This is a genomic window from Herbaspirillum rhizosphaerae, from assembly GCF_001189965.1.
In the GTDB taxonomy this organism is placed as follows: domain Bacteria; phylum Pseudomonadota; class Gammaproteobacteria; order Burkholderiales; family Burkholderiaceae_D; genus Herbaspirillum; species Herbaspirillum rhizosphaerae.
The window spans coordinates 25,982-51,205 of the sequence record NZ_LFLU01000016.1 but is presented as its reverse complement, the minus strand read 5'-3'; the positions used below and the strand labels follow the sequence as shown (position 1 = coordinate 51,205).

The 25,224-nt window shown below is 59.2% G+C and carries 23 protein-coding genes and 1 tRNA gene; 14 read left to right on the top strand and 10 right to left on the bottom strand.

Annotated features, from left to right (window positions below; genetic code table 11):
• Positions 1-15 precede the first annotated feature (15 nt).
• A complete protein-coding gene (locus AKL25_RS18825; protein ID WP_050479248.1) occupies positions 16-1,647 on the bottom strand; it encodes an FAD-dependent monooxygenase in 1,632 nt (543 codons plus the stop codon).
• 219 nt (positions 1,648-1,866) lie between these two features.
• Between AKL25_RS18825 and AKL25_RS18820 the strand changes: the two genes are divergently transcribed.
• From AKL25_RS18820 to AKL25_RS18805, 4 genes are all read left to right on the top strand, one after another.
• Complete coding sequence (locus AKL25_RS18820; RefSeq protein WP_050479247.1) at positions 1,867-2,721, top strand: undecaprenyl-diphosphate phosphatase; 855 nt, start codon at positions 1,867-1,869, stop codon at positions 2,719-2,721.
• A 17-nt stretch (positions 2,722-2,738) separates the two neighbouring features.
• A complete protein-coding gene (locus tag AKL25_RS18815) occupies positions 2,739-3,611 on the top strand; it encodes an undecaprenyl-diphosphate phosphatase (RefSeq protein WP_050479246.1) in 873 nt (290 codons plus the stop codon).
• On the top strand, positions 3,612-5,474 hold the full coding sequence (recQ, locus tag AKL25_RS18810; RefSeq protein WP_050479245.1) for a DNA helicase RecQ: 1,863 nt from the start codon (positions 3,612-3,614) through the stop codon (positions 5,472-5,474).
• A gap of 133 nt (positions 5,475-5,607) precedes the next feature.
• A complete protein-coding gene (locus tag AKL25_RS18805) occupies positions 5,608-7,182 on the top strand; it encodes a methyl-accepting chemotaxis protein (protein ID WP_050479244.1) in 1,575 nt (524 codons plus the stop codon).
• A gap of 149 nt (positions 7,183-7,331) precedes the next feature.
• On the opposite strand, the gene trmB is transcribed toward AKL25_RS18805, so the two are convergent.
• The 4 genes from trmB to AKL25_RS24305 form a co-directional block, all read right to left on the bottom strand.
• A complete protein-coding gene (gene trmB, locus AKL25_RS18800) occupies positions 7,332-8,051 on the bottom strand; it encodes a tRNA (guanosine(46)-N7)-methyltransferase TrmB (RefSeq protein ID WP_050479243.1) in 720 nt (239 codons plus the stop codon).
• Between the two features lie 103 nt (positions 8,052-8,154).
• Positions 8,155-8,228, bottom strand: a tRNA-Gly gene (locus tag AKL25_RS18795).
• Between the two features lie 168 nt (positions 8,229-8,396).
• Positions 8,397-9,659: a YcaO-like family protein gene (locus tag AKL25_RS23880; RefSeq protein ID WP_167541916.1), complete on the bottom strand. Its 1,263-nt coding sequence runs from the start codon at positions 9,657-9,659 to the stop codon at positions 8,397-8,399.
• A complete protein-coding gene (locus tag AKL25_RS24305) occupies positions 9,640-9,885 on the bottom strand; it encodes a hypothetical protein (RefSeq protein ID WP_157050700.1) in 246 nt (81 codons plus the stop codon). The genes AKL25_RS23880 and AKL25_RS24305 overlap by 20 nt, the downstream gene beginning before the upstream one ends.
• Positions 9,886-10,122: 237 nt before the next feature.
• On the opposite strand from AKL25_RS24305, the gene arfB reads away from it, so the two are divergent.
• The 3 genes from arfB to AKL25_RS18780 all read left to right on the top strand — a co-directional run bounded on the left by arfB (position 10,123) and on the right by AKL25_RS18780 (position 12,443).
• On the top strand, positions 10,123-10,554 hold the full coding sequence (arfB, locus tag AKL25_RS18790) for an alternative ribosome rescue aminoacyl-tRNA hydrolase ArfB (protein WP_050479242.1): 432 nt from the start codon (positions 10,123-10,125) through the stop codon (positions 10,552-10,554).
• A 241-nt stretch (positions 10,555-10,795) separates the two neighbouring features.
• A complete protein-coding gene (locus tag AKL25_RS18785) occupies positions 10,796-11,488 on the top strand; it encodes a hypothetical protein (protein WP_205627276.1) in 693 nt (230 codons plus the stop codon).
• Positions 11,489-11,519: 31 nt separating this feature from the next.
• Positions 11,520-12,443, top strand: a complete 924-nt coding sequence (locus tag AKL25_RS18780) for a hypothetical protein (RefSeq protein WP_157050699.1) — start codon at positions 11,520-11,522, stop codon at positions 12,441-12,443.
• 284 nt (positions 12,444-12,727) lie between these two features.
• On the opposite strand, the gene AKL25_RS24485 is transcribed toward AKL25_RS18780, so the two are convergent.
• Positions 12,728-12,991, bottom strand: coding sequence for a hypothetical protein (locus tag AKL25_RS24485; protein ID WP_167541915.1), 264 nt, complete (start codon positions 12,989-12,991; stop codon positions 12,728-12,730).
• On the opposite strand from AKL25_RS24485, the gene AKL25_RS18775 reads away from it, so the two are divergent.
• From AKL25_RS18775 to AKL25_RS18755, 5 genes are all read left to right on the top strand, one after another.
• Positions 12,980-14,020 carry a GGDEF domain-containing protein gene (locus AKL25_RS18775; RefSeq protein WP_167541914.1) on the top strand — a complete coding sequence of 347 codons (1,041 nt, stop codon included), beginning with the start codon at positions 12,980-12,982 and terminating at the stop codon, positions 14,018-14,020. The two genes, AKL25_RS24485 and AKL25_RS18775, sit on opposite strands and share 12 nt — an antisense overlap.
• Before the next feature lie 323 nt (positions 14,021-14,343).
• Positions 14,344-15,486 (top strand): porin, encoded by a 1,143-nt coding sequence (locus tag AKL25_RS18770; protein ID WP_050479238.1) that lies wholly within the window; start codon positions 14,344-14,346, stop codon positions 15,484-15,486.
• A 1-nt stretch (position 15,487) separates the two neighbouring features.
• A complete protein-coding gene (locus AKL25_RS18765) occupies positions 15,488-16,213 on the top strand; it encodes an ABC transporter ATP-binding protein (RefSeq protein WP_050479237.1) in 726 nt (241 codons plus the stop codon).
• The gene (locus AKL25_RS18760; protein WP_050479236.1) at positions 16,200-17,171 is read left to right on the top strand and encodes an ABC transporter substrate-binding protein; all 972 of its coding nucleotides are present in this window, start codon (positions 16,200-16,202) and stop codon (positions 17,169-17,171) included. Before AKL25_RS18765 ends, AKL25_RS18760 begins: the two co-directional genes overlap by 14 nt.
• A 21-nt stretch (positions 17,172-17,192) precedes the next feature.
• Positions 17,193-18,884, top strand: a complete 1,692-nt coding sequence (locus AKL25_RS18755; protein WP_083444785.1) for an ABC transporter permease — start codon at positions 17,193-17,195, stop codon at positions 18,882-18,884.
• Positions 18,885-18,896: 12 nt separating this feature from the next.
• Here the strand turns inward: AKL25_RS18755 and AKL25_RS18750 are convergent, their stop codons facing one another.
• The 3 genes from AKL25_RS18750 to AKL25_RS18740 all read right to left on the bottom strand — a co-directional run bounded on the left by AKL25_RS18750 (position 18,897) and on the right by AKL25_RS18740 (position 21,769).
• Positions 18,897-19,718, bottom strand: coding sequence for a 2-keto-4-pentenoate hydratase (locus tag AKL25_RS18750; RefSeq protein WP_050479235.1), 822 nt, complete (start codon positions 19,716-19,718; stop codon positions 18,897-18,899).
• A gap of 167 nt (positions 19,719-19,885) precedes the next feature.
• Positions 19,886-21,043, bottom strand: a complete 1,158-nt coding sequence (locus AKL25_RS18745; RefSeq protein WP_050479234.1) for a S1C family serine protease — start codon at positions 21,041-21,043, stop codon at positions 19,886-19,888.
• Positions 21,044-21,109: 66 nt separating this feature from the next.
• Positions 21,110-21,769, bottom strand: a complete 660-nt coding sequence (locus AKL25_RS18740) for a CC0125/CC1285 family lipoprotein (RefSeq protein WP_050479233.1) — start codon at positions 21,767-21,769, stop codon at positions 21,110-21,112.
• 340 nt (positions 21,770-22,109) lie between these two features.
• On the opposite strand from AKL25_RS18740, the gene AKL25_RS18735 reads away from it, so the two are divergent.
• Positions 22,110-22,859 (top strand): hypothetical protein, encoded by a 750-nt coding sequence (locus AKL25_RS18735; protein WP_050479232.1) that lies wholly within the window; start codon positions 22,110-22,112, stop codon positions 22,857-22,859.
• A gap of 31 nt (positions 22,860-22,890) precedes the next feature.
• Here AKL25_RS18735 and AKL25_RS18730 read toward each other — a convergent pair whose 3' ends face one another.
• Positions 22,891-24,015, bottom strand: a complete 1,125-nt coding sequence (locus AKL25_RS18730; protein WP_167541913.1) for a S1C family serine protease — start codon at positions 24,013-24,015, stop codon at positions 22,891-22,893.
• 177 nt (positions 24,016-24,192) lie between these two features.
• On the opposite strand from AKL25_RS18730, the gene AKL25_RS18725 reads away from it, so the two are divergent.
• Positions 24,193-25,221 (top strand): hypothetical protein, encoded by a 1,029-nt coding sequence (locus AKL25_RS18725; protein ID WP_167541912.1) that lies wholly within the window; start codon positions 24,193-24,195, stop codon positions 25,219-25,221.
• The last annotated feature ends 3 nt before the right edge of the window (positions 25,222-25,224 follow it).

Here is a 25,224-nt window from a genome sequence, read left to right as displayed (position 1 = left end):
AGTATACGTCATGCGTCAGGCCGCGCTCGGCGCAAACCATTTTTCCAGCCATGCAATCAGCGCATCCCATTGCGCCGCGTCGCCCACAAAACCGAGATAGCAATCGGGACGCACGACGTGCAGATGATAAGAGCCGAACAGGTTCCTGAACGCGCGATCCTGTCCCTCCGCCAGCGACGCCGCGATGTGGCGTATCGTCAGCACGCCTTCCCAGCGGCGTAATTGTTCGCGCCAGTCCGGCGGCAGCACCGGCGCCGACGGGCCTTGCGCGACCAGCAGCGTCAGGCGCGATGGATCGAGCAGGGCGTACAGATTGCCTTGACGCGATTCGTCGTTGCTGTTGTTGTGTTCCCAGGCGACGACATCGATATCCGGCAAGCGGTCGCCGCCGTGCAGGCTGCCGCCGGCATCATGCGTGGCCGACAGCGGGCTGCTGCGGTAGTCGATGTTGATCTCGCTGATCAGTCGCGTGGCGGTGTCCTGGATGAAGTCGATGTTCAATGCCAGCGGCGCAATGTGCGTCACCAGCCGATGCACCAGCGTGCTGCGCGAATTGAGTACGTCGGTGGCCGCTTCGGTGCGCGTGACGATGTTGCGGATCACCGGCAGGCGGTCTTGTTCATAGGTGTCGAGCAATGCCGGGCCGGCCTTGTCCTGCAGCACCAGCGCCAGCTTCCAGCACAGGTCGATCATGTCCTGCATGCCGGTGTTCATGCCCTGGCCGCCGGCCGGGCTGTGGATGTGCGCCGCATCGCCGCCGAAGTAGACATTGCCTTGCCGCAGCGTGTGCAGCATGCGGCTGTTGATGCGAAAGTGCGAACTCCAGACGATATCGCTCAGCGTCGCCGGCACCGGCGAATGCGCGTCGTAGATCGCCTGCAATTGCGCCAACGTCGGCGCATCGCCGGAGATATCGCGCACCAGGTCATCTTGTTGTTCGTCGGCATCCGGTTCGATGGCGATCATGCGGAAATGTCCCTGCGCCAGCGGAAACATCGCCAGGAAGCCGTGATCCGAAATGAAGATCGACAACTGGTCCGACGCGATCCCGCCGTCCACATGCAGATCGGCCAGCGCATAAACGGGTTTCAGCGACTTGCCTTCAAACGCCAGCCCGAGCGCATGACGCGCGCTGCTGTGCGCGCCCTCGGCGCTGATCAGCACCGCCGCCTGCATTTGCTCAATGCGCCCGTCGGCATGGCGCAGTTCGGCCAGTACGCCGCTGTCGGGCGCAGGCGCTTGCGATTGCACGAAGCCGATCAGTTCGACGCCGCGTTCTATCTGCACGCCTTGCAGCGCCAATTGCTCCGTCAATAAACGTTCCGTCTCGGCCTGCGACAACAGCAGCACGTAATTGTGTCGTCCGGGGATCCGGCTCAGGTCGACCTTGCCCAGCAGCTTGCCGCGGCCGTACAGGCTGCCCGCGCTGGCCTTGTTGCCCGCCTCCAGCATCTTGTCGGCCAGACCACGCTGTTGCAGCAACTCCAGCGTGCGCGCCTGCACCGCCAGCGCGCGCGATGTCGTGGACGGCGCCGCCAGTTTGTCGATCAGGCGCACCGGCACGCCCAGCCGGGACAGCTCCATGGCGGCAGTGAGGCCGGTCGGGCCGGCGCCGGCGATCAGTACGGGATGATGTCGTATTGTCATGACGATGCTCCGGAAGTGGACTGCGAGGGATGCTGCACTGGAGGCGCCTGCGTTGCCTGATGAGATCGTGTGACTTCGAGAATCGCGCACAGTTTCTTCCGGGCTCAAGCAAAAACGCACCCGTCCCGTGCCGAACCAGTAAAATGCTGGATTCGGCCGGCGCCGGAGTCAGTTTTTTTCCGGCTCTTTTCGGTTCTTTTGACTTAATCTCCCCTCAGCATGGACACAATTCTCGCTCTCAAAGCGCTCATCATGGGCATCGTAGAAGGCCTGACCGAATTTCTACCGATTTCTTCCACCGGACATCTGATTCTTGCAGGCAGCCTGCTGCACTTTGCCGGCCCGGCCTTTCCCAAGGAAAAAGTCGACGTCTTTGAGATCGTCATCCAGGCCGGCGCCATCCTGGCCGTGTGCTGGGAATACCGCGCGCGCATCGCCTCGGTGCTGGGCGGCCTGTTCAGCGACCGCAAGGCGCAGCGTCTGGTGATCAATCTGATCATCGCTTTCCTGCCGGCAGCCATCCTCGGCTTCCTGTTCAGCAAGAAAATCAAGGCCGTGCTGTTCGCACCGGTGCCGGTCGCCATCGCCTTCATCGTCGGCGGCCTGATCATCCTGTGGGTGGAACGCCGCAACAAGGGCAACATGGGTTACTCCTCGGCGCGCATCGATTCGGTGGACGACATGACGCCGCTGGATGCCTTCAAGGTCGGTTGCGCGCAAGCTTTCGCGCTGATTCCCGGCACCAGCCGCTCGGGCGCCACGATCATCGGTGGCATGATGTTCGGCCTGTCGCGCAAGGCGGCAACCGAGTTTTCCTTCTTCCTGGCAATCCCGACGCTGTTCGCCGCTACCATCTATTCGCTGTACAAGGAGCGCGCCTTGCTGAGCGCCGCCGATGCGCCGCTGTTCACCATCGGCACCGTGGCCGCTTTCCTCTCGGCTTTCCTGTGCGTGCGCTGGCTGCTGCGCTACATCAGCTCGCATGATTTCACCGTGTTTGCCTGGTACCGCATCTTGTTCGGTCTGGTGATTCTCGGCACCGCATACAGCGGCGTAGTTGCCTGGGTTGAATAAGTAAAAAAGGACGCATCGTGGCAAATGCATGCAGCGCCGGTCTCGACATCGGCTTCGCTTCTCTGGACTATCTGCAGATCGGCTTCCTCGGCATCGTGCAGGGGATTACCGAACTGTTGCCGATTTCTTCCACGGCGCACATGCGCATCGTGCCGGCAGTGCTGGGCTGGCATGATCCGGGTTCGGCGTTTTCGGCGGCGATGCAATTGGCGGCGCTGGCGGCGGTGGTCAGTTATTTCTGGCGCGATGTCTCGGCCGTTACTACCGGCAGCATCGCCGCGTGGAAGCAGCGCGATTTCAACAGCCCGATGTTCCGTCTGGCGGTCGCCATTATCCTGGCGACCATTCCCATCGGCATCGCCGGCCTGGCCTTGTCGCATGTGCTCAACGCCTGCGGTTCGCCGCTGCGCAGCCTGTCGGTGATCGGCTGGTCGTGCATCGCCATGGCGATTCTGCTGGCGATTGCCGAGCTGGCCTGTCGCCATCGCCGCACCGTCGACGAGATGCGCCTGCGCGATGCGCTGATCGTCGGTATTGCGCAGGTGGGCGCGCTGATTCCGGGCGTGTCGCGTTCGGGATCGACGCTGACCGCCGCACTGTTCCTTAATTTCAAGCGGGAAGAAGCGGCGCGCTTTTCCTTCCTGCTCGGCTTGCCGGCGATTGCGCTGGCCGGTCTCAAAGAACTGGCCGTGTTGTGGCATGCGCATATTCCGCTGCAGGCGTGGTCGCTGTTGTTGTTCGGCATCGTGGTCGCGAGCGTTTCGGCGTTTTGCGCGATCTGGGGATTGATGAAATTCCTGGAGCGTTTCTCGACCTGGCCTTTCATTGTTTATCGCGCCGCACTCGGCGTGTTTTTGCTGGTTGCGGTCAGCAAGGGATTCTTGCAATAAATGTCTGAGATCGGATTAGCGCGCGTGTCAGAGCGCGTTCAAGAGCAGCAAACCAAAGCGCTGCACATCCTCGAAACCGTATTCGGCTATTCGTCGTTCCGCGGCCAGCAGGGCGAGATCGTCCAGCACGTGGTGCAAGGCGGCGATGCACTGGTGCTGATGCCGACCGGCGGCGGCAAGTCGCTGTGCTATCAGATACCGGCATTGGTGCGCGACGGCGTCGGTGTAGTGGTGTCGCCGCTGATCGCACTGATGCAGGACCAGGTCGATGCGCTGGCCGAAGTCGGCGTGCGCGCGGCCTTCCTCAATTCCACCCAGACCTTCGACGAAGCGATGCAGATCGAGCGGCGCGTGCGCAGCGGCGACATCGATGTGCTGTACGTTGCGCCGGAACGCCTGATGACGCCGCGCTGCCTGGACCTGCTGGAAGCCGCGCACATCTCGCTGTTCGCCATCGACGAGGCGCACTGCGTGTCGCAATGGGGCCACGACTTTCGTCCTGAATACATCAAGCTGTCGGTGCTGCACGAGCGTTTTCCCAACGTGCCGCGCATCGCGCTGACGGCCACCGCAGATCAGCAGACCCGCGAAGAAATCATCCATCGCCTGCAGCTCGAAGACGCGCGCCAGTTCGTCTCGTCCTTCGACCGTCCCAACATCCGCTACCAGATCGTCGAAAAAGACAACGGCCGCAAGCAGCTGCTCGACTTCATCAAGAGCGAGCATGCCGACGATGCCGGCGTGGTGTATTGCCTGTCGCGCAAGAAGGTCGAAGAGACCGCCGAATTCCTCAAGCAGAGCGGCATCAACGCGCTGCCGTATCACGCCGGCATGGACTACGCCAAGCGCACCGCCAACCAGGCGCGCTTCCTGCGCGAAGACAAGATCGTCATGGTCGCCACCATCGCCTTCGGCATGGGCATCGACAAGCCCGACGTGCGCTTCGTCGCCCATCTGGATTTGCCCAAGAGCATCGAAGGCTATTATCAGGAAACCGGTCGCGCCGGTCGCGACGGTCTGCCTGCCAATGCCTGGATGGCCTACGGCCTGCAAGACGTGGTGCAGCAGCGCCGCATGATCGCCGAGTCGGAAGCCGACGAAACCTTCAAGCGCGTGCTCGGCATCAAGCTCGACGCCATGCTCGGCCTGTGCGAGACGCTGCATTGCCGCCGCGTGCGCCTGCTGGATTACTTCGGCCAGCACGGCCAGCAAGCCTGCGGCAACTGCGACATCTGCCTGTCGCCGCCGGTGTCTTTCGACGGCACGCTGATGGCGCAAAAACTGTTGTCGACCGTCTACCGCGTCGAGCAGCGCTTCGCCGCCGGCCACGTGCTGGAAGTCTTGCGGGGCATCGACGGCGACCGGGTCAAGCAATGGCGTCACGACCAGTTGTCGGTGTTTGGCATCGGCAGCGAATACAGCGAAGCCGAATGGCGCGCGGTGCTGCGCCAGGTGATCGCGCTCGGTTTGCTGAGCGTCGACCATGAAAACTACAGCTCTCTCAAGCTCACCGAAGAGGCAAAACCGGTCTTGCGCGGCGAACAAAAGATCCAGCTGCGTCAATACCAGAAGCCGGTCAAGCCCAAACGCACCTCGTCCAAATCCAACTACGTCGAAACCGACCTGTCGACCGAAGAGCAGGCGATCTTCGACAAGCTGCGCTGGTGGCGGGTCGAGACCGCGCGCAAACACAACGTGCCGGCCTACGTCATCTTCCACGACGCCACCATGCGCGAAATCGCCAAAGCCAAGCCGGCCTCGCTCGACGATTTGCGCGGCGTTACCGGTGTGGGGGAAAAGAAACTGGAAACTTACGGTACGGAAATTATTGCCCTGATTGAGGAGATGTCAGGAAATTTCTGAGTGACATACCCTGTGGTACGTATCATGCTTTGCCGTTAATAGATATAGTAATGACAACTCCGGTCACGATGTGAAGTAAGGACCGCCGTTGCGCACCGCTATATTTCCGAGCAAACACATGCATGGGGGGTATATGAAGCTGACCGATCTCAAGATAGGGACCCGTCTCGGGTTACTGGCCGCGTTGCTGTTGCTGGCGACCATCGTTGTCGGCGTCCGGGGCTGGATGACGCTGAACGACAGTTTCGAGCAGAACACCCTGGCGATGCAGAAAGCCGCAACCATCGAGCGCGCCATCGACTCGGCGCGCAGCGCGCAGGTGCAATTCAAGATTCAGGTGCAGGAATGGAAGAACACCTTGCTGCGCGGCAAGGATCCCGAGTCTTTCGCCAAATATCGCCAGGCCTTCATCGACGAAGGCAAAGCCACCCAGGTCAACCTGGACAAGCTCAACGGCCTGTTGCCGGCGCTCGGCATGAACACCGACAAGCTCAAGCAGGCTCAGCAGGCGCATGCCGACCTGGGCGTCAAATATCTCGCCGCGCTTCAGAAAGAATACAAACCGGACGACCGCGACAGCGTCGGTCGTGTCGATGACGCCGTCAAAGGCGCAGACCGCCTGCCGACGCAGATGATCGACGACATCGTTGCTGAAGTGCGCAAGTCCGCCGACAAATTCCGCGAAGAGATCGCGCTGGATGCCGAGTCGGATTACCGTGAAGCGCGCCTGGCGCTGGTGGTTTCCATCGTGCTGGCGCTGATCCTCGGCAGCATCGTCACTTTCTGGCTGGTGACCAGCATCACGCGGCCGCTGAACACCGCCGTGATCATTGCCCAGACCGTGGCCGCGGGCGACTTGCGTTCGGAGGTGATCGTCCACGGCAAGGACGAGACTGCCCAGTTGCTGCAAGCGCTCAAAGACATGAACGACAACCTGGTGGGCATCGTCAGCGAAGTGCGCACCGGCACCCACACCATCGCCACGGCATCGACCGAGATTGCGCTGGGCAATCAGGACTTGTCTTCGCGCACCGAAGAGCAGGCCAGTTCGCTGGAAGAGACGGCGGCATCGATGGAAGAAATCACGTCGACCGTGCGGCAGAACGCCGACAACACCCTGCAAGCCAACAAGCTCGCCGCCGACGCCTCCGGTGTTGCCGTGAAAGGCGGCGAGATGGTCGCCGCAGTGGTCGACACCATGAACGCCATCGAGCAAAGCTCGCACAAGATCGTCGACATCATCGGCGTCATCGACGGCATCGCCTTCCAGACCAACATCCTTGCGCTCAACGCCGCCGTGGAAGCGGCGCGTGCCGGCGAACAGGGCAGGGGCTTCGCCGTGGTTGCATCAGAAGTGCGCACGCTGGCCCAACGTAGTGCAACCGCCGCCAAAGAGATCAAAGAGCTGATTGGCGACTCGGTCGCCAAGGTCAGTATCGGCACCAGCCTGGTCGGCAACGCCGGCCAGACCATGCAGGAAATCGTCGGTGCGGTTAACCAGGTGGCGACGATCATGGACGAAATCACCCGCGCTAACCGTGAGCAAAGCATCGGCATCGACGAAGTCAATCGCGCAGTTGAGCAAATGGATACGGTCACGCAGCAGAACGCCGCGCTGGTGGAAGAAGCCGCCGCCGCCGCAGAGAGCCTGCAGGATCAGGCGGCGAGTTTGGCGCGCGCAGTGAGTGTGTTCAAACTGCGCGCCTAACCTGTCTGCGATCTTGCTGCGAGGCCATGATCCGGCGTCGGGCGGTGCTCGGAATCCTCACGTACTAGAGTACGTTCCGGTTCCTGCGCTCCGTCCGCCACCGGCTGATGGCCTCTCGCTACAGATCGCAAACAGGTTAGAAAAAGATATCAGGGCTGTTTGATGAACACCAAATCCCAGACACCGTGGCCCAAACGCAGGCCGCGGTTTTCAAACTTGGTGACAGGGCGGTAATCGGGGCGGGGCGCATAGCCTTCGGCGGCGTCGGTGCTGTTCTTCAGCGTCGGCTCCGCGCCCAGCACTTCCAGCATCTGGATCGCATACTCTTCCCAGTCGGTGGCGCAATGCAGGTAACCGCCCGGCGCAATGCGCGACGCCAGCAGGCTCACCAGCGGCCCCTGGATCAGGCGGCGCTTGTTGTGGCGCGCCTTGTGCCACGGATCCGGAAAGAACACATGCGCGCCGGCCAATGCGCCCGGTGCGATCATGTTGGTCAGCACTTCCACCGCATCGTGCTGGATCAGACGCATGTTGGTCAGGCTCTGCTCGCCGATCTGCTTGAGCAGACTGCCCACGCCCGGCGTATGCACTTCCACGCCGATGAAATTCTTCTCCGGCATATCCGCCGCAATTTTCGCGCTGGTGTCGCCCATGCCGAAGCCGATCTCAAACACCGTCGGCGCCGAGCGTCCGAAGGCTGCATCGATATCCAGCGTTTGCTTCGCATACGGCAACAAGAACTGCGGCCCCAGCTCCTCAATAGCCCGCGCCTGCGCCCCCGACAAGCGGCCTGCACGTGTGACGAAGCTGCGGATGCGATGTTCGGTCGGATCGTAAAAAAGCGGTTTGCCGGACTTGTTTTCTGACATGAATGACTCGTGAAGCGAAGGATCTGAGGATGGAATTGTTATGCGGCGTGCAAAGGTAAGGTAAATAAGGCAGCAATGAAAAACGGCGGATTCCCTTGCACCCTGGAGCGGGTGAAGGGAATCGAACCCTCGTCGTAAGCTTGGGAAGCTTCTGCTCTACCATTGAGCTACACCCGCGTTGGGAACGGATTATACCGGGTTACGGGTGGTTATTTCTGATGTTGGGAATTGCTGGGTACATTGCTGATATGGCCGATCTATTTTTATGCTAAGCCCATAATTCCAAGAAATTGTATTTTCGGTTTTGAGAAAAACAGAGACAAGTATGTGGCTAAGTCCGTTGCTTTAATCAGCTAATACTCTAAGACCTCGGGAACCTGGAGCGACAGGACTTCCTGATGTTACTAAATGGAAACGCTCTAATTTGGGAGCGATAACTTGAGCAAGAGAGAATCCGTTATTCGTTATGCTTCTCGAGAAAACTTCTATTCCCCGAATGCTTAAACGATCAACAATTAGATTTATTTGTTGAGCAGGAGATAGCTTCTCTATAGACGGTGTGAAGAGTTCCAATTCCTTCGAAGAGATCTTTTTTGTGCCGCCTCGTGGATGAAACTGTCCTGCTTGGAGTTGGCAATATGAATAGAGCGGCAGTTTTACGTCCGTAACGAGTTTGGAAATTGGCTTTTTTAATCGATAAATAATATGGCAGTGAAAAACTTGCATGGCCTCCAAAGCAGCCCTTTCGATTGCATACTGCCATGATAGAGACGCGCCCGAACCAAAGTATTTTTCATCTCCTTGGTTCTTCACAATTAACGCAGCCAGAACTGAAGGAACACCTAAATCTGTTGTAATTGCCCATACAATAATTGTCCCGTTAGTTTGGACCTCAATATCGTTTAACAGAGCACATAGATACTCCGAGAGGGAATCGCGATCTATTTCTCTCTGCTGATATGGATTTTTTCGTATCACGACCCGAAGTAACTCAATGCCTAACGAGTCACGTTCGATGATTTCGAGAAGTCCATGTAAGACGGCATCGTGTTCGTTAGCACCAGCAGCTGTACCGGAATTCGAACTGTAACGCATCAAAGCTAAGCGGCTAAGCGCGTCTCTTTCACTTAAGACTCTTGAGATATATTTAGGATTTGTCAAAAAAGCAGGGAACAATATATTTTCTGAATTTCCTCCTACGCGATGAAAAGACAATCGCCCAAACGATACTTTTTCCTTCGATAATATTCTTGAAAAGTCTGGGCAACTTCCCACCAAATACGTATCTGAAGCATCTAAATCCAACAATTGAAATTTAAGCGCAGGATAAATATTTTCGTTGTAGTAAAAGTAATGTTCTAATGCTTCAAACAATGCTGAGGCGAGACTTTGCTGACCAATTCCTTTCCCGTTTCCGTGAGTGTACCAACCGCTTTTATCTGTAATTCTGCATGAGATAGTAGAGGGAGACTTTCCGACTTCTTTAAGTTGAATATCCAATTGATGACGTTCGGCAATATCCCAAGCGATTTTTATCGCATCAGAAGTAGCTAGGCTTCTCTCGTGCAATGAGCCTGAGTAGGTGATATCACTTTGGGTTAGGCTCATGACCGTCAACATTTAATCCAAAAATCAACATCAGTTCGCTCAGGTTATTAATTTCAAAAGACTGACTGGCCTCACCATTACCTTTAACCGTTATGCTAATTACAGTCGGCGTTCCATTTGTACTCGCATGTTTTTCAAGCATTTCTCTTACCTCTTTTAAACTTCTGAAATAGTCGAAAGTAGTAGCCGTCTTTTTTGGATCGGTTTCCGTGAGATGGATTCCCATATTGCCTCTTAATTAATAATTAGATTTATTGGTTCGATCTAAAGTGATGTAATAAGTACTTTTAATCTAAAAACTACAAGGCCATTCTGGTATGCAAGCATTGTCGAATCAATACAAGATCGCGACTTCAGTCGCGTTAGTACCCAAGAAGAATGGTTAGATTGGCCGTTATATAAACATAGATCGGCCATCGCATCTCTTCCGGGTATCACTTTCGTTTAAAGACATTTCGTTAGAATGGCATTTTTGCCACTTCGGGCCACCACCATCCTCACCCTTTTCATCCCCGACGAAGAAGTCGAACTCACCGCCATCCGCGCACAAGGCGCGGGTGGGCAGAACGTCAACAAGGTATCGAGCGCCATCCACCTGCGTTTCGATATTCGCGCTTCGTCCTTGCCGGACGATGTGAAGCAGCGTCTGCTGGCATTGCGGGACCATCGCATCAGCAAGGAGGGGATGGTCATCATCAAGGCCCAGGCGCACCGCAGTCAGGAAAAAAACAAGGCGGACGCTTTGCAGCGTTTGCAGGAAATGGTTGCGCTTGTCGCCCATGTTCCGGTACTGCGCAGGCCGACCCGTCCCACTCGCAGTTCGCAGCGCAAACGGCTGCAGAGCAAGACACTGCGCGGCGAGATCAAATCGATGCGGGGCAAGGTTCGCGACTGATGCGAATATTCATTGGCGCCGCCGATAAAGCGGGGGATGCTCTTCTTGACCATCGTCTAATCCGATCTCCGGCGGTCGTTGAAATTGCGATCTAATCATACCGAGAAGAATGTTAAATATCCTTGCGATTCGCTTCAATTACGCATTGCATACAGGAATCGATTTAATTTACTATCCCTGAGCATCGCGAATTGCTGCGCATGCAAATTCAAAAAATATCAAAAGCTCCGGGGAAATCGTAATGAACATTCGTATCGTGGTCGGGCTCGCCTTGTGCGCAAGCCTGCTGGTCGGTTGTGCCGCACCAAAACAAAAAGACATCGCATTCAAATCTGAAGTCCTGACGACTTCTCCCGCAAAAGTCGGGATCGTGATGAGCGAAATTCCGAAGGCCGATACTTACTTCCCCGGCGCCGATTGCCTGCTCTGCTACATGACGGCATCAGCGGCGAATTCGTCGCTGACGGACTTGGTGCGCACTTTGCCGAATGACGACTTGGCGACGCTCAAGGAATCTGTTGCCGAAGCCCTGAACAAAAAAGGCGTCAGCACGCTGATTGTCAAAGAGAAGCTCGACGTTGCGACGCTGCCTGATGGCGGCCCGTCCGGTGAAAATACGGCACGCAAAAACTTCACTTCCCTCAAGGGCAAGTATGGCGTCGACAAACTGCTGGTTGTCACTGTCTATTCGCTGGGCTTCACGCGCCGCTATTCATCTTACTTCCCGAGCGGCGATCCGCGCGCGACCGTTGCCGCAGCCGCTTACATCGTGGATCTGACGACCAACAAGTACGACTGGTACTACGGCGTGTCCGAGACCAAGAGTGCGGAGGGCGGATGGGACGAACCGCCGAAATATCCAGGTCTGACCAATGCTTATTACCAGGTGCTGGAACGGGCCAAGGACAAAGTCCTCCTGCCCCTGAGCAAATAATCATCGCCGTTGGATTCGACAGGGGATAGGCATGTACTTCAGTTCAGGATCGACGGCGCGGAAAATCACGCGGGTTGGTGCGACGGCAATGCTGCTGGCGCTTGCGGCGACCGTTGGCGCTATCGCCGCGGCGGAGGAAGTCGCTCAGCTCGCGCTGGCGCAACCGGCGGTAACGCCGGCGTCTGAGAACTCGACGTTATGGCTCAGGTTGGCGCAGGATCAGAAGATCGCCTTTTCCGGTCAGATCAATTACGACAATCAGGGCGGCAAGGGCGGCGCGATGATGTATCCGGCCCCCAGTTTTGCCGGATTTCTTGTTGCGGTTGCGACGCATGGTGCGCTTTCCACTGCGCAAAGAAGTCGTGAACAAGACGCCATGCGGACGCGGGCGGATAAAATATTGACCAATTACCAGCCGCTGCTGGATCAGTTCACCCCCTCGGAATTGGCGACAATCTCGCTGACCATGATGACCAGGCCGGACAAAAGACTGATCGGCGACACGAGCAGTCAGATCGGCCCGCACGACATCACCATTGAAGCCCAGCCGCATTTCATCATCACCCAGGATCAGCGCGCCATCATTCTGGAAAACGCCATTTCCATTCTGGTCGCCGGCAACCCCACTCCCTATCACACGCAAATACGTGTCGTCTCCGATGACGTCGGACCTGATGCTTTCCCCAAGTCATGGACCGACGATCAGGGGCGCAAGCTGAAAGACGCCAGCGGACGCTTGCTCGCGACATCGCTGGAGCTGGCGCTGGACACCATGCAGTTGACCGGCAAGGAAGATATCCCGCAGAAAACCTTGCGCTTTCAGGAAGGCGGCAAGGAAAGAATCGAGAGAGGTCAATTGGTGCGCGACGATTGCGACCGGATTTTTTTCAAGTCGCTGCGCGATGAATTGATTTCTGCGCCAAAGAAAAACAGCAATTGCGCGAACGCCAAATAAGGCAATCGCAGATCAAGGCCCAGGCGCACTGAAGTCAAAAAAACAAGAACGACGCTTTACATCGTTTGTAGGAAATGGCGAGCGTTGTCGCTCGGACGCCGATATTGCGCGGCGAGATCAAATCGATGCGGGGCAAGGTTCGCGACTGATGCGAACTACCATCCCCGCCAACGCCGGGATGGTCTTTGACGCAACCCGGCCGGTTCCGCCAAATCAATAATCCGCATCTGACCAGGCGCCTCTCGCAGTGTTCGTACGCGACACTGATGTCATAATATCGACCCTCAGCGATGCATTGTGCATTCCGCGTTCCAATCACAGAAAGCACTACGATGATACGTGCGGTCAAAGAAGCCAAAACAGCAGCGTCCAGCTTGCCCGACAGAAAGATCAACGCCACCCGCATGACCATTGCCTATGCCGGCGGCGTGGCGGTGATGGCAGCTTTGTTCCTGATAGCGTATTTTCTGTTCGGCAATATCGTCGCTGACCAACGCAATACCGCACAGCGCATTCATCTCGTCGAGCAGCAGCGCGTGCTGTCGCAACGCATCGCATTGCTCAGCACGGATTTGTATGTCGGCGATTTGTCTACCAGCGAAGCCATGCAGGATGCCGTGACCCAGATCGAGCGGGCCCAGGATATCCTCACCGGCAAAGGCGACCCCGCCGGCAGCCAGCTCAGCGCGGCCGAACATGAACTGTATTTTGTCGGCAGCAATCCGATCGATACGGAAGTCCGCAGCTTTCTGGAGGACACCCGCCGTTTCATCGGCGCGACCAATATGAACGCCGGCAACGAGGCCTATCGGGCGCTGCAGCACCATGCCCGCGATCTGCTGTTGCCTGCGCTCGATCGCGCAGCGACCCTGTTCGCCGAGCAAGCCGACGTTCGCACTGAACAGGCGCGCAAGGCGCAACTGCTGGTGCTGGTCGCGTTTTTCATCGCACTGGCGTTGGAGGCGGTGTTGATCTTCCGTCCCATGATCACGAAAATCCGGCGCTACAATGCGCACCTCTATGAGATGGCTACCCGCGACCCGCTCACCGGGCTCGCCAATCAGCGTCACTTCGACGAATATGCCAACCGTGAATTCCGGCTGGCGCGCCGCACCGCGAAACCCTTGTCGATGGCGGTCTGCGATATCGATAACTTTGAACAGATCAATGACACCCACGGACGCGCCGTCGGCGATGCGGTGCTGCGCCGCTTCGGCGAACTGGCCGCGCGCATCTTGCGCGACACGGACATCATCAGCCGCGTCGGCGGCGAAGAATTTGCATTGGCGCTGCCTGTCATGAATCTGCACGGGGCGATGATCATCGCCGAAAAACTGCGTCGCGGCATGGCCGAGAACAAAAGCGATAACCTGCCGCCCTTCACCATCAGCGTTGGTGTCGCAGTCAGTGAACACGGCGACAAGAAGATGGAAGACCTCTTGCAACGTGCCGACAGCGCCTTGCAGATGGCCAAGTCGGAGGGGCGGAATCGTATTTCCTGTTTAAACAGACCGCTGAGAGAACAACAACAGGACAACGGCGCCGTTTCTCAAAATACGGATACCGCCACTTCCTGAACCAGGCGCAGCAGCGGCAGAAACATCGGGTGCGCAGGGCCGGTCGGAATGCACCCCTGCCGCAACCGATGCCTCGCGTGTCGTTCATCAACACTCCGATACCCAGGTCAACGCTCGTCGACCTGCCAGCTCTTGCCGGCGAATATGCGGATAATACTGATCCGCCTCCGGTCATCGACGCCGTCAGTCTGTCCCGCATGGTGAGAGTTATGTCATCAAATTGACATAAATTCTTCATGGTCCCGACATATTTACCCCCGATACTCTGGGCCACGTGACCGTCGGTCGCGTTTAAATTTAATCCCAAAGAGGACCTACAATTTATGAACTCTCTCTACCGCCTTGGCGCGGCAGGCTGCTTTGCGGCTGCCTGTCTCACGCTTCCCTCCGTCGGCTTCGCCGAAGACTCCATTTCCACAAGCAACGTCAAGCTTTACGGCATTGTCGATACCGGAATCGAATACCTCACCAACGCCGCTCTGGTGAACGGCAGCACAAAGAATCTCACCCGCATGACCTCGGGCAACATGTCCGGATCGCGCTGGGGCATCACAGGCAGTGAAGATCTCGGCGGCGGCAGCTCGTCGTTCTTCCTGGTGGAAAGCGGCATGGCCGTCGACACCGGGGGCCTGCTGCAAGGCGGCCGCTTGTTCGGCCGCCTGTCTTATGTCGGCCTGGCGAACAATGATTTCGGCACCGTCTCCGTCGGTCGCATCGGCGGTCTGTTCCTGGATTGGGCGAGCAAATTCAATCCGCTCAACAACGCGGTGTACGCCATCAAGATGATGGATCCGGCCTTCTCGGACCGGCTTGACAATACCGTCCGCTATCAAAAGAAATTCGGCGCAGTGACCGCCATCGCCCAGTACAGCCAGGGTTACGACAGCGTTGCCTACGGTTCGGAAGTGGCGGGCGACAACCTGCGCGGCCGCGTGATGGAAACCGGTCTGCTGTACGAAGGCGGCGACTTCAGCGCGACGCTGGTCTATGACCAGAAGAACGGTTCGGCCGCCAGCCCGACTGCCGCCACCACGGTGGCCGGCGGCGGCTATGAAGGCAACAAGGACAAGCGTATCGGCGCGGGCGCATCGTACAAACTGGCGAATGTGGATCTGTTCGCCGGCTATCGCTACCTGAACTCCAAGGCGATCCACCTGACCGCGCTGACCAAAGGCCCGGTGCAGGCGTCCAGCCTGTATTGGCTCGGCACGACCTATCACATGACGCCAAGCCTGCTCTTGTCGGGTACCGCGATGTACCAGAAGTTTTACGGCAGCACGCTGGCGCCGATGTCGTTCCAGGTCGATCTGGATTACTTCCTGTCCAAGCGCACCGACCTCTACATCAACACCGGCTATGTCATCAACCGCGGCGGTTCGGATCTCGGCCTGAACGGTTTTGCGTCGTCGGCAGTGGCAGGCCATAACCAGCTCGGTACGCAGATTGGCATCCGTCACACCTTCTGATATGGCGTCTCCTCGCAGCGGCGCAGCGGCCGGCACGTCGATTTCCGTCCGCGGTCTGGGATTGTCGTTTGACGCGCAGGCCGTGTTGTCGGATATCGATCTTGAGGTGCCGGGCGGCACCACCCTCGCACTGTTGGGGCCGTCCGGCTGCGGCAAGAGCACCTTGCTCAAGCTGCTGGCCGGCTTGCAGCAACCGGGCGCGGGCAGCATCCGCTTCGGCGATCAACTGGTCGCCGATGCGCAGACCTGCGTCGCTCCCGAGCGGCGCGGGCTGGGCATGGTGTTCCAGGACTATGCCTTGTGGCCGCACATGACGGTGGCCGGCAACGTCTCGTTTCCGCTGGAGATGGGCGGCGTGGCGAAGAGCGAGCGCGAGCACCGCGTTGCTGCGGCGCTGGCGCGCGTCGGCCTGGGGCACGTCAGCAAGCGGCGCATCTCGGCACTCTCGGGCGGCCAGCAGCAACGTGTCGCGCTGGCGCGCGCCATCGTCGCAGAACCGCGGATTCTTCTGTTCGATGAGCCGCTTTCCAATCTCGACCGCGACCTGCGTGTGAGCCTGTGCCGTGAAATCGGCGACCTGCTGGCGCAACTCGGCACCACCGCCGTGTATGTGACGCATGACCGCGACGAGGCGGAAACGCTGGCGCATCAGGTCGTCACCATGCAGCAAGGGCGCGTTGTTCGCGCTATGCAACGATCCGGGAATCAATATAATGAAACGCTTTAGCAACCTCTTACTGTTCTTCACCATGTCGTTATCTTTTGGGTTCGCGGCTGAACACGCAAACGCCCTGACTGTCTACACCGCCGGACCCGGCAGCCTCGGTAAAAAACTGGCGCAGGGATTCGAGAAAAAAACGGGCATCAAAGTCGATTTGTTCCAGGCGACCACGGGCAAGGTGATGGCGCGTCTCGAAGCCGAGGCCGACAATCCGCACGCCGACGTGCTGATCTCGGCATCCTGGGATACCGCGCGCGATCTGGAAAAGCGCGGCTGGCTGCTCAACTACGAGAGCCCGAATGCGGCCCACGTGCCGGCAATGTTCAAGACGCCGTCCTATGTGGCGCAAGGCATCTCGGCGTTGTGCATCGTGTGGAACACGCGCACCGGTCTGCCTGAGCCGCACGACTGGCGCGACCTCGCCGCGCCCGCTTACCGCAATCAGGTGACCATGCCTGATCCGTCCTTGTCGGGCGCCACGCTGGATCTGCTGCTGGGTTTGCAGGCGCGTCTGGGCAAACAGGCCGACGCCTTGTTCGACAACCTGCACCGCAACGGCATGGTCGTGCTCGGCCCCAATGCTCAGGCGCTTAATCCTGTGCTGCAAGGCGCCAAGACAGCGGTGTTCGGTGCGGTGGATTACGTCGCTTACGGCGCCGTGGTCAGCGGCGAATCGATCAAGGTGATTTTCCCGTCCAGCGGCACGGTGGTGGCGCCGCGCCCGATGATGATCCTGAAGACCTCGCGCGCACAGAACGAAGCGCGCGCCTTCATCGATTACGTGCTCTCGCCGCAGGGGCAAAAGATTGTCGCCGACGCCTGGCTGATGCCGGCGCGCGACGACATCAGCAGCGAGCGTCCCTTGCTGAAGGATCTCAAGCTGTTGCCGCAGGAAGGCGCTGCCACCACAGTCATGCATGCCGAGACGCTGGAGCGTTTTTCCAAGCTGTTCAAGCAGCACTGACAGCGCCAGGTCATGAGTTCCATGAAAACCTGGAAGACGGTTGCGCCTGTGCGCCTGCTGTCGGTGTCTTTGCCGACCTCGGCATTGTTCCTGGCATTGGGATTGCTGGTGGCCTTGCCGATCGGATTCATCGTGCTGCAGGCGATTTTTCCCGGCATCAACACCGGTTCCTTCTCGCATCCGTTCGTCTCCTTCGGCGCCACCTTGAATCGCAGCGACACCTTGCCGCTGCTGTTGAGCACGCTGCGGTTCGGTATCGTCGTTGCGCTGGCCAGCGTGCTGATCGGCGTGCCGCTGGGCGCGCTGCGGGGATTGTTCCGGGTGCCGCTGGCGCGCGTCTGGGATTTGCTTTTCCTGGCGCCGTTTCTGATTCCGCCTTATCTTGCTGCGCTCGGCTGGATGCTGCTGTTGCAGCCCCACGGCTATCTTGAGCAGGTCGCCGGCGTCAACCTCGGGCACTTCCTGTTTTCGTTCAAGGGCGTGGTCGCGGCGATGACCCTGAACGTCTTTCCCATCGTGTACTTCTCGGTGTCGCGCGCGCTGGCGGCGGTGGGATTGCGTCTGACCGATGTCGCCAGGATCTTCGGCGCCGGTCCGTGGCGCAGCGTGATGCGCGTTACCTTGCCCCTGATCCTGCCGGCCATCGCAGCAAGCGCCTTGCTGACGTTCACCATGGCTATCGAAGAGTTCGGCATTCCGGCGGCGCTGGGTCATCGCGCCGGTGTGGAATTGCTGGTGACCTCGATCGAGCAACGCTTCTCGGATTGGCCCATCGATCTGAGCGGCGCATCGGTGTTGTCGCTGTTGCTGGCGGTGCTGGCGCTGACGGCATTCTTTGCGCAGCACCGGCTGCTGAAGAATCGCAATTTCGAAACACAGTCGGGCAAACCGGTGGCCACCACGCCGCGCGAACTCGGCGTGTGGCGCTGGCCGGTGTTGATCGTTTTCGGCGTCATTGCCGGAACTGCCACATTGGCGCCCTTGTTCGCGATTGCCGCGACGGCATTTACCCGCACGCTGTCAGGCGGCCTGAATGTCGCCAACCTGACTCTGGGTCATTTCCATGCGCTGTGGCGCGACGGCGACGGTGCGGCTGCATTGACGAGCAGTCTCAGCCTCGCCACGTTGACGGCATTGATTACCGGCGCACTCGGTTTGCTGAGCGCCTGGACCATAGTGAAGACGCGCATCCGCGGCCGAGCATTGTTGGACGCGCTTACCCTGATGCCGCATGCCTTGCCCGGCGTGGTGGTGGGCGTCGGCCTGATCCTGACCTGGAATCAGTCCTTCTGGCCGGCGACGCCCTACAACACCTGGGGCATCCTGCTGCTCGCCTACAGCTGCCTGCTGCTGCCGTATCCGGTGCGTTATGCCAGCGCCGCACTGCGCCAGATCAGCGACAATCTCGAAGCCGCTGCGCGCGTGCACGGCGCATCGGCCAGCCAGGTCATGCGCCGCATCGTCCTGCCGCTGACGGCGCCGGCGCTGATCTCGGCGATGCTGATCGTGTTCGCCATCGCCTCGCGCGAACTGGTGAATTCCTTGTTGCTGGCGCCCAGCGGCGTGCAGACCGTGTCGATTTATATCTGGCAGCAGTTTGAGCAAGGCTCCATCGGCGACGGCATGGCGATGGGCGTCGTCACGGTGCTGACCAGCGGCAGCATGCTGGCCATCGGCGCACACTGGAGCCGGCGCTTCAACAACGCCTTGTGATGGCAGGCAAACTCAGTCGGTAAATGTCAGGGCGATGTCTCGCAGCGCAATGCCTTTCAGTTCCATCTTCCACACTTCGCCTGCGCTCACCGCAAACGCTGCGGTGAGCGTGCCGGTCGTGACGATTTCATTCGCCTGAATCGGGCGGCGGATTGCCTGCGTTGCAATCACTGCGATCAAGTGCGCCATCGCAGCGAGCGGGTTGCCGAGGGCGTTGGCGCCCTTGCCGGTTTCGCGTACGGCGCCGTTGCAGAGCAGCGCCACAGAACACGATGCCAGTTGTTCCAGGGCCTGGTCGCCCAATGCGGCAAGCGATGCGCGTTCTCCGACAAACAGCATCCCGTGCAAGCCGCCGTCGGCCACGGCGTCGGCAGCGTTGAACTGCCAGCCGGGATAGTGCGACTGGACGATCTCGAAGGCCGGCGCAATCCAGTCGATGCAGTCCATCAATTCCGCAATGCCGGCATCTTCGGGCGGCGCACTGTGGAAGTGCAGGGCGATTTCCGGTTCGATCTTCGGTTCCGCGAAACGGGCCAGGCTGCATTCGCCTTGCGAATTTTCCAGATAGGCGATGGTGCGGTCGTACATGTGGCCCCAGACCGGTTCTTCCACGCCATAGCGAGCCCACATCGCAGCATTGGTGAAGCCGATCTTGCGGCCGGCGGCGACGGTGCCCTGCGCCAGTCTTGCCTGATGCACAAGGTCTGCGGCTTCGTATGCGGCGGCGACAGTGAACGCCGGCTCCTGCGAGGTGACGGTGGCAATCTGGCGCGCCGTGTCTTGCGCGTCTTGCAGCCGGGCGGCGATGCTGTTGATATCGATGCGGTTTGTCATGTACCTGGCTCCGGTGGCGAAGGGAGAAAGCGAATCCCTATTCTGCGGCTGCGTATGCGCAGGCAACAAGAGAGAAGATTTCAATACATGAATGCGGCGGGACTACTTATTTCATCCGTTGTTGCGGCGCCGCCGCCGGAGGGCGCGTTATCTTTCTGATACAGCAATCAGATGCGCGTCATGATCAGATCGCAGGCGCGAATCGGCGTGCCGTCGCGCAGCATGTTGCCTTTTCCGGAGAACACCGAAGACCCTGCCGAGAACTGGCCGCTGAAGCGGAATTGCCAGAGGAGGCCGGGATTGTTGGCGCGATAGCCGATGCCGCGCAGATCGAGCGTGTTATTGCTGATGTTGCCGGTCAATGTCTCGACCACCAGGTTGTTGCGACGGTAGACGTTAACGGTTGCGCCGTTGATTTCCATTGAAAATCTGGCTTGATAGGCGGCGCTGTTGTCGCCGTTGTCGCTGCGCGCATCGCAGCTCATCAGGCCGTTCCATTTTTCGGAAGTCCCGGCCGGCGCCGATGCCGTGGGTGCCGGCGGCAGAGCCCTGCTCTGGGCAGGGGGCTGCGCCGGGGGAGCTTGCGGCGCGCGCGCAACCGGCGGGGTGGTTGCGGGAGCGGTGGCTGTTGCCGGTGCAGATGCTGCGGGAGGCGGATTGCCGGATCGCGATTTGGCGATCGCCGCCTTGCCTCGTTCGGGGACTTCCTGTATCCATTGGGCGGGTACGGCAAACGAGATGTTCTGGGCCACGCTTCCTTCGATGCCGAGCGTCGTGATGCCGATGAGTTCGCCTTTGTCGTTAAACAGTCCGCCGCCGCTGGAGCCGTGCGAGACGGGAGCGGAGGTCTGGATGTAGCGCAGCTTGCCTTCCTTGTCGAGGCGAAGCGCCGACAACAGGCCGTCGCTCATGGTTTCTTCCAGGCCCTGCGGCGCGCCGATGGCGAATACTTTTTGTCCGACGCGCAAGCGATCGATGGGTGCAATCTTGACCGCCGGAGCGACCAGGTTGCTGACCTTGATTTGGCACAGATCGCGTTCGATATCGGGAAACTCCAGCGAACCGGGCAACACGACATTGAGGCGCTGAACCTTGAAGCTGCTGGCCCTGGCCAACACGTGACAGTTGGTGATCAGGCGGCCCGTGTCGATCACGACGGCGGTGCCCAGCGAAAACGGCTTGCCCTGGGCATCGTAGGCATGCACCACCCAGATGCTCGGCGACGTCTGGTCGAACAAGGCCTCGGCATCCATGGCGTGAACGGCCGACGCTGCAGTGAGGGTCAATGCAATGGCGCTTGTCTTGGTGATGAGCGATAGCTTCATGATGATTTCTTTAACCGGTTTCGCTGAGCGCCATTATTCGTTCGGCGCGATGCCTTCTTGATCATATCAGGGCGGCGGGAGCAAGTTCTTCAGATCGTCCATCGTCATCGGCCGGCTCGGTTGCCGGCCGGCGGCTGCCGGCGGCGCCATGGTGCCGGCAAACGCGGCCTTGAGAATCTCGATATCGGACGGCACCGCGGTGCGTCCTTCCGATTTGACGTAAGGCGCGACCATTTCCATGATGGTGGAGGCGCGCAGCACCAGCAATCCGTTATAGCCGGAAGGGCTGTGCAGCATCTTGATGATGCCGCTTCCCGAGTACGAGGTGACGGTATTGCCCGGCACGTAAATGAATGTCGGCGCCGAACGTGTCGCCATCGGGCTGACGGGCACGCCGTTGCCGACTTGCAGGTCGGCCAGCCGGGTCGTGTCGCTGTCGTTTTGCGAGGACGAAGGGTTTTTGACTTGCGCCGGATTCATGACAAAAAACGCATAGCCGTTTTGCGTGGTCAGTTCGGCGCAGCGGTAGATCCAGTAGTACCAGACCATGTTGCGCGTCGTGTGTCCATTGCCGGAGAAAGACACCCTGTACGTTGAATCGTCAATCTTCGACTCGGTATAACCGCCGGTAAAGCTGCGCGGACCGTAGGCCGTCTTGCAGCCGGCCAGCATCGCCACTGCAGAGAGCAGGCAGAGCAAAGTCAGACGCAGTTGATTTGTCATCATGGGGAATATGCGTTTTTAGTTCTTGTTAGTATTTTGTAGAAAATGCATGGTCATCATAGCAAAAAAGATTGCCGCGATTTGGCGGCGATCCTGATGCGAAACCGTTTTTTTATGGAAATGATCGAAAAAGATACAGGGGCGGACAGCCCTGTTCCGTTTCCTTTTTTCGCACCGTTCCTGCTGACATTTTGCTGACGGAAACTTTCAGGCAGGACGCTTGCCGGCGCCCTGTCCGGGAAGAACGCATCGCATGCCTGTTTGCGAAATAAGTTCTAGAATCACGGCAGTGAAATCGGGAGCAACCGATCCGTACAAGACCCACACAAACGATCAGCACAATATGAAGCGTTCTTTCCGTCAATTTGCAGCCCTGTCGATTCTTGCCGTCACGGCATGTTGCGCCATGGGACAGGACCGTGACTCCACAGACGCCGTAAAGGGCGGCGGCGACAGCGGCGCTGCGCCGGCGCCGGTAATGACAGAAATGGATACGCCGGAAGCGGCTGCGAACGGCGCGCCGCCGTATGCCGTCGTCAAATCGGCCACGCCGATCTACAGCCAGCTTCTCTATCTCGGTTATCCCAAGGGCTTCACGACGGCGTCCGAAAACACCTCGCCGCAGCGCTATATTCGCGAGTCGGTCCCGGAAGGGGAAGGCCTCGCGGCCTGGACGCAGATGATCACCATCGGCGGCGTCAAGGACACCGCGTCCGAGGCGACGATTTCGCCGGCGGGCTATGCCGAGCACATCGCCGGCGGATTCCGGCGCGCCTGCCTGAATTCTTTCAGCCAGAAGAAGATGTCCGAAGGCATCGCCAACGGCTACGAGCAATACGTCATGGTTGTCAGTTGCGGGCAGTCGCCGGCGACGGCGGGGCGCACCAGCGAGTCGGCTCTGGTTATTGTGATCAAGGGCGAGCGCGATTACTACACCGTGCAGTGGGCCGAACGATCCATGCCGTCGGCGATGCCGATGCCCATCAATATGGCGAAATGGGTGGGGCGCTACCAGCAGCTTGCACCGGTGAGATTGTGCGCGAAAGTGGCGGGAGAAAAAGAGCCTTATCCTAGCTGTCTGAACCCGGGCTGAGCCGGGCGCATCGGATGGCGCAGCATGAACTTCAGTTGCAAAGCACCTGCACGGTGAATTGCAGGCCGTTCTCGGCGATTTCATCCGTCTCCAGTTTCTTGCCCGGTTCCGCGATGACGTAGTCGACGTGATGCGCGTTCAGGAAGTTTTGCGCCACCTCGCCGCGAATGGCGAAGTTGATATTCTGCGGCACGGAACCGGTCGATTGGGCAATCGACATGGCCGCCTGGGACACCACCACGCCGATGACTGCACCGCTGGAATCGAGGACGGGGCCGCCGCTGTTGCCGGGTTGGATCGGCGCCGAGATCTGCAGGTGTGCACGGTTGTTGTTCATGCCGGCGAGCGCGTTGATCTGGCCGAAGGTGGCTTTGGGTTCGCTCGACAAAAGTCCCGGCAAGGGATAACCGATGACGCCGACCTCTTCTCCCAGCCGGGCCGGCCTGGCCGGCATGCGGAAACTGGCAGCCTGGCTGAAGGGTTGGCCGGCCTTGATCAATGCCAGATCGTTTTTGGGATCGACGGCTTCCAACTCCACCGGAATCTTCGACGCGTTGCTGCCGCTGCCTTTGATCGCCAGCGTCCTGCAACCCTCGGCGACGTGGTTGTTGGTCAGTATGTAGCCGTTGCGGCTGACGATGATGCCGGTTCCGCTTCCCGATCTTTGTTTTTGCGGCGGTGCGGGCGGCGGCAATAGCGGTCTGGGCGCCTGGACGGTTTGTGCCGGCGCCGCGCAGGCGAGCATGAGCGAGCGCTGCGAGAACGGCGTATCCGGCAAGGGACGGAAGCTCTTGGTCCAGTCGGTGCGCACCGGGCTGAAGCCGACACGCTGGCCGTCCAGATAGCCGACGGTGGAAATCGGCGAGAAGGCCTTGTTGCCGCAATCGAATGCGGTTTGCTGGATGTAGCGGTCCATCTTGATGTCGTGCGAGTTGACGCGCGCCTTTTCGTAGACGGTCATGAACTGTACGACGCGGAAGTTGCCTTCCTGCCTGATGGAGTCGACATCGATGTAGCTTTTGTCGAGCGATGATTCGCTGGCGCCGACTTCTTGCCAGCGCGCCGCATGCGCCGGCATGCAGACCATGCCGAAGGCGGCGGCAACAGCGGCAACGGTGGCGAGCAATGGCGAAGAAGAGGAAGAAAGAAGGGGCATTTTTCTGTTTTTTTGTCCGGCACGGGGCTGCGTTCTTCCGTTTTTTGCAACAGGAATTGTCTTTGCGACTCTAGCACCGGATGCTGTCAAAGTGCTGACGAATAATGCGTGCAAAGCCGCATGGATACGCGCTGTCGGCATATTTTTCACATACTGTGAAGAATGCGTGGTTGTCGCTTGACCGTCAAATTGACATCGGTGAGAATCGCCGCGGGGTCCCCGTCAACAGACAAGAAAAATCATCAGATGCCACATCAGACAGAAATGGCCGGTTCGCGACTGGCTCGTGTCTCCGTTTTGCTTTTCATTGCCGCCGCCGTATTGATTTCCGGTTGCGCCCGCGGGACGCGCGCCGGTACGCCGCTGACACCGGTGGATGAGAGCAAAGGCGATGTTTATATTTACCGCAACAAATCGGAAGTCGCCCGGGCCCAGCCTTTTTATACGACAGTTGACGGCCACATCGGACCGGCGCTTGCCAACGGCTCGTACGTGGTCTTTCATCTGGAGCCCGGCAAGCACAATGTGGTCGTGAGCCCCGGCCCCTGGGGGTTCAATCGCGGGCGCACGATTCAGGTGAGCGCCGGCGAACGGAGCTACTATCAGTTCGATTTCACGCCGGACCCCGAGGACAAGCTGCATTTTGAGCAAACCGTATTGCGCGCGCGTCCGGTCGAGGCGGCCAGGGCGGATATTGCCCTGCTGCCCGGGATCTCGCCGCGCGCGACTGAACGTCGCATCAGTTTCCGCCGCAGCACGTATGCATCGCTGAGCGACGCGATGGCGTTGCCGGGCGTGAACGATAAGGCACGCACGACTTACGAGCACTGGCTCAAGCAAAAATTGCCGCGGGCATTCGTGGTTTCCACCGGCGGCGGATGGATATCGACATGGGGACTGAGCGTTATCGATGCCCCGGGGATTTCCGATCCCGCCACCCGCGCGATGCAGCGCTGCGCAAGATGGCGCAACGTCGTATGCCAGATGTATGCGGTCAACACCAGCGTCGTCTGGACGCCGTTTCCCGCGAAGATGATCGCGGCGGAACGCAAGCGACGTCAGAGCGGCCAGAGAAGCGAAGAGGCGATCGATGACATGAATGTGGAAAAAGCCACCGACGCCACCGCCGGCCAGGATGAAAGCGCTGTCCAGTCGAAGACGGATGCCGTCACGATGCCCTCGCTGGAGCAACTGATCGTCGATTAAAGC

Bases quoted from the DNA above. Each gene is read 5' to 3' on its own strand.
- AKL25_RS18825 (WP_050479248.1), bottom strand. From the start codon at position 1,647: ATGACAATACGACATCATCCCGTACTGATCGCCGGCGCCGGCCCGACC.
- AKL25_RS18820 (WP_050479247.1), top strand. From the start codon at position 1,867: ATGGACACAATTCTCGCTCTCAAAGCGCTCATCATGGGCATCGTAGAA.
- recQ (WP_050479245.1), top strand. From the start codon at position 3,612: ATGTCTGAGATCGGATTAGCGCGCGTGTCAGAGCGCGTTCAAGAGCAG.
- AKL25_RS18805 (WP_050479244.1), top strand. From the start codon at position 5,608: ATGAAGCTGACCGATCTCAAGATAGGGACCCGTCTCGGGTTACTGGCC.
- trmB (WP_050479243.1), bottom strand. From the start codon at position 8,051: ATGTCAGAAAACAAGTCCGGCAAACCGCTTTTTTACGATCCGACCGAA.
- AKL25_RS23880 (WP_167541916.1), bottom strand. From the start codon at position 9,659: ATGAGCCTAACCCAAAGTGATATCACCTACTCAGGCTCATTGCACGAG.
- AKL25_RS24305 (WP_157050700.1), bottom strand. From the start codon at position 9,885: ATGGGAATCCATCTCACGGAAACCGATCCAAAAAAGACGGCTACTACT.
- arfB (WP_050479242.1), top strand. From the start codon at position 10,123: ATGGCATTTTTGCCACTTCGGGCCACCACCATCCTCACCCTTTTCATC.
- AKL25_RS18785 (WP_205627276.1), top strand. From the start codon at position 10,796: ATGAACATTCGTATCGTGGTCGGGCTCGCCTTGTGCGCAAGCCTGCTG.
- AKL25_RS18780 (WP_157050699.1), top strand. From the start codon at position 11,520: ATGTACTTCAGTTCAGGATCGACGGCGCGGAAAATCACGCGGGTTGGT.
- AKL25_RS18770 (WP_050479238.1), top strand. From the start codon at position 14,344: ATGAACTCTCTCTACCGCCTTGGCGCGGCAGGCTGCTTTGCGGCTGCC.
- AKL25_RS18765 (WP_050479237.1), top strand. From the start codon at position 15,488: ATGGCGTCTCCTCGCAGCGGCGCAGCGGCCGGCACGTCGATTTCCGTC.
- AKL25_RS18760 (WP_050479236.1), top strand. From the start codon at position 16,200: ATGAAACGCTTTAGCAACCTCTTACTGTTCTTCACCATGTCGTTATCT.
- AKL25_RS18755 (WP_083444785.1), top strand. From the start codon at position 17,193: ATGAAAACCTGGAAGACGGTTGCGCCTGTGCGCCTGCTGTCGGTGTCT.
- AKL25_RS18750 (WP_050479235.1), bottom strand. From the start codon at position 19,718: ATGACAAACCGCATCGATATCAACAGCATCGCCGCCCGGCTGCAAGAC.
- AKL25_RS18745 (WP_050479234.1), bottom strand. From the start codon at position 21,043: ATGAAGCTATCGCTCATCACCAAGACAAGCGCCATTGCATTGACCCTC.
- AKL25_RS18740 (WP_050479233.1), bottom strand. From the start codon at position 21,769: ATGATGACAAATCAACTGCGTCTGACTTTGCTCTGCCTGCTCTCTGCA.
- AKL25_RS18735 (WP_050479232.1), top strand. From the start codon at position 22,110: ATGAAGCGTTCTTTCCGTCAATTTGCAGCCCTGTCGATTCTTGCCGTC.
- AKL25_RS18730 (WP_167541913.1), bottom strand. From the start codon at position 24,015: ATGCCCCTTCTTTCTTCCTCTTCTTCGCCATTGCTCGCCACCGTTGCC.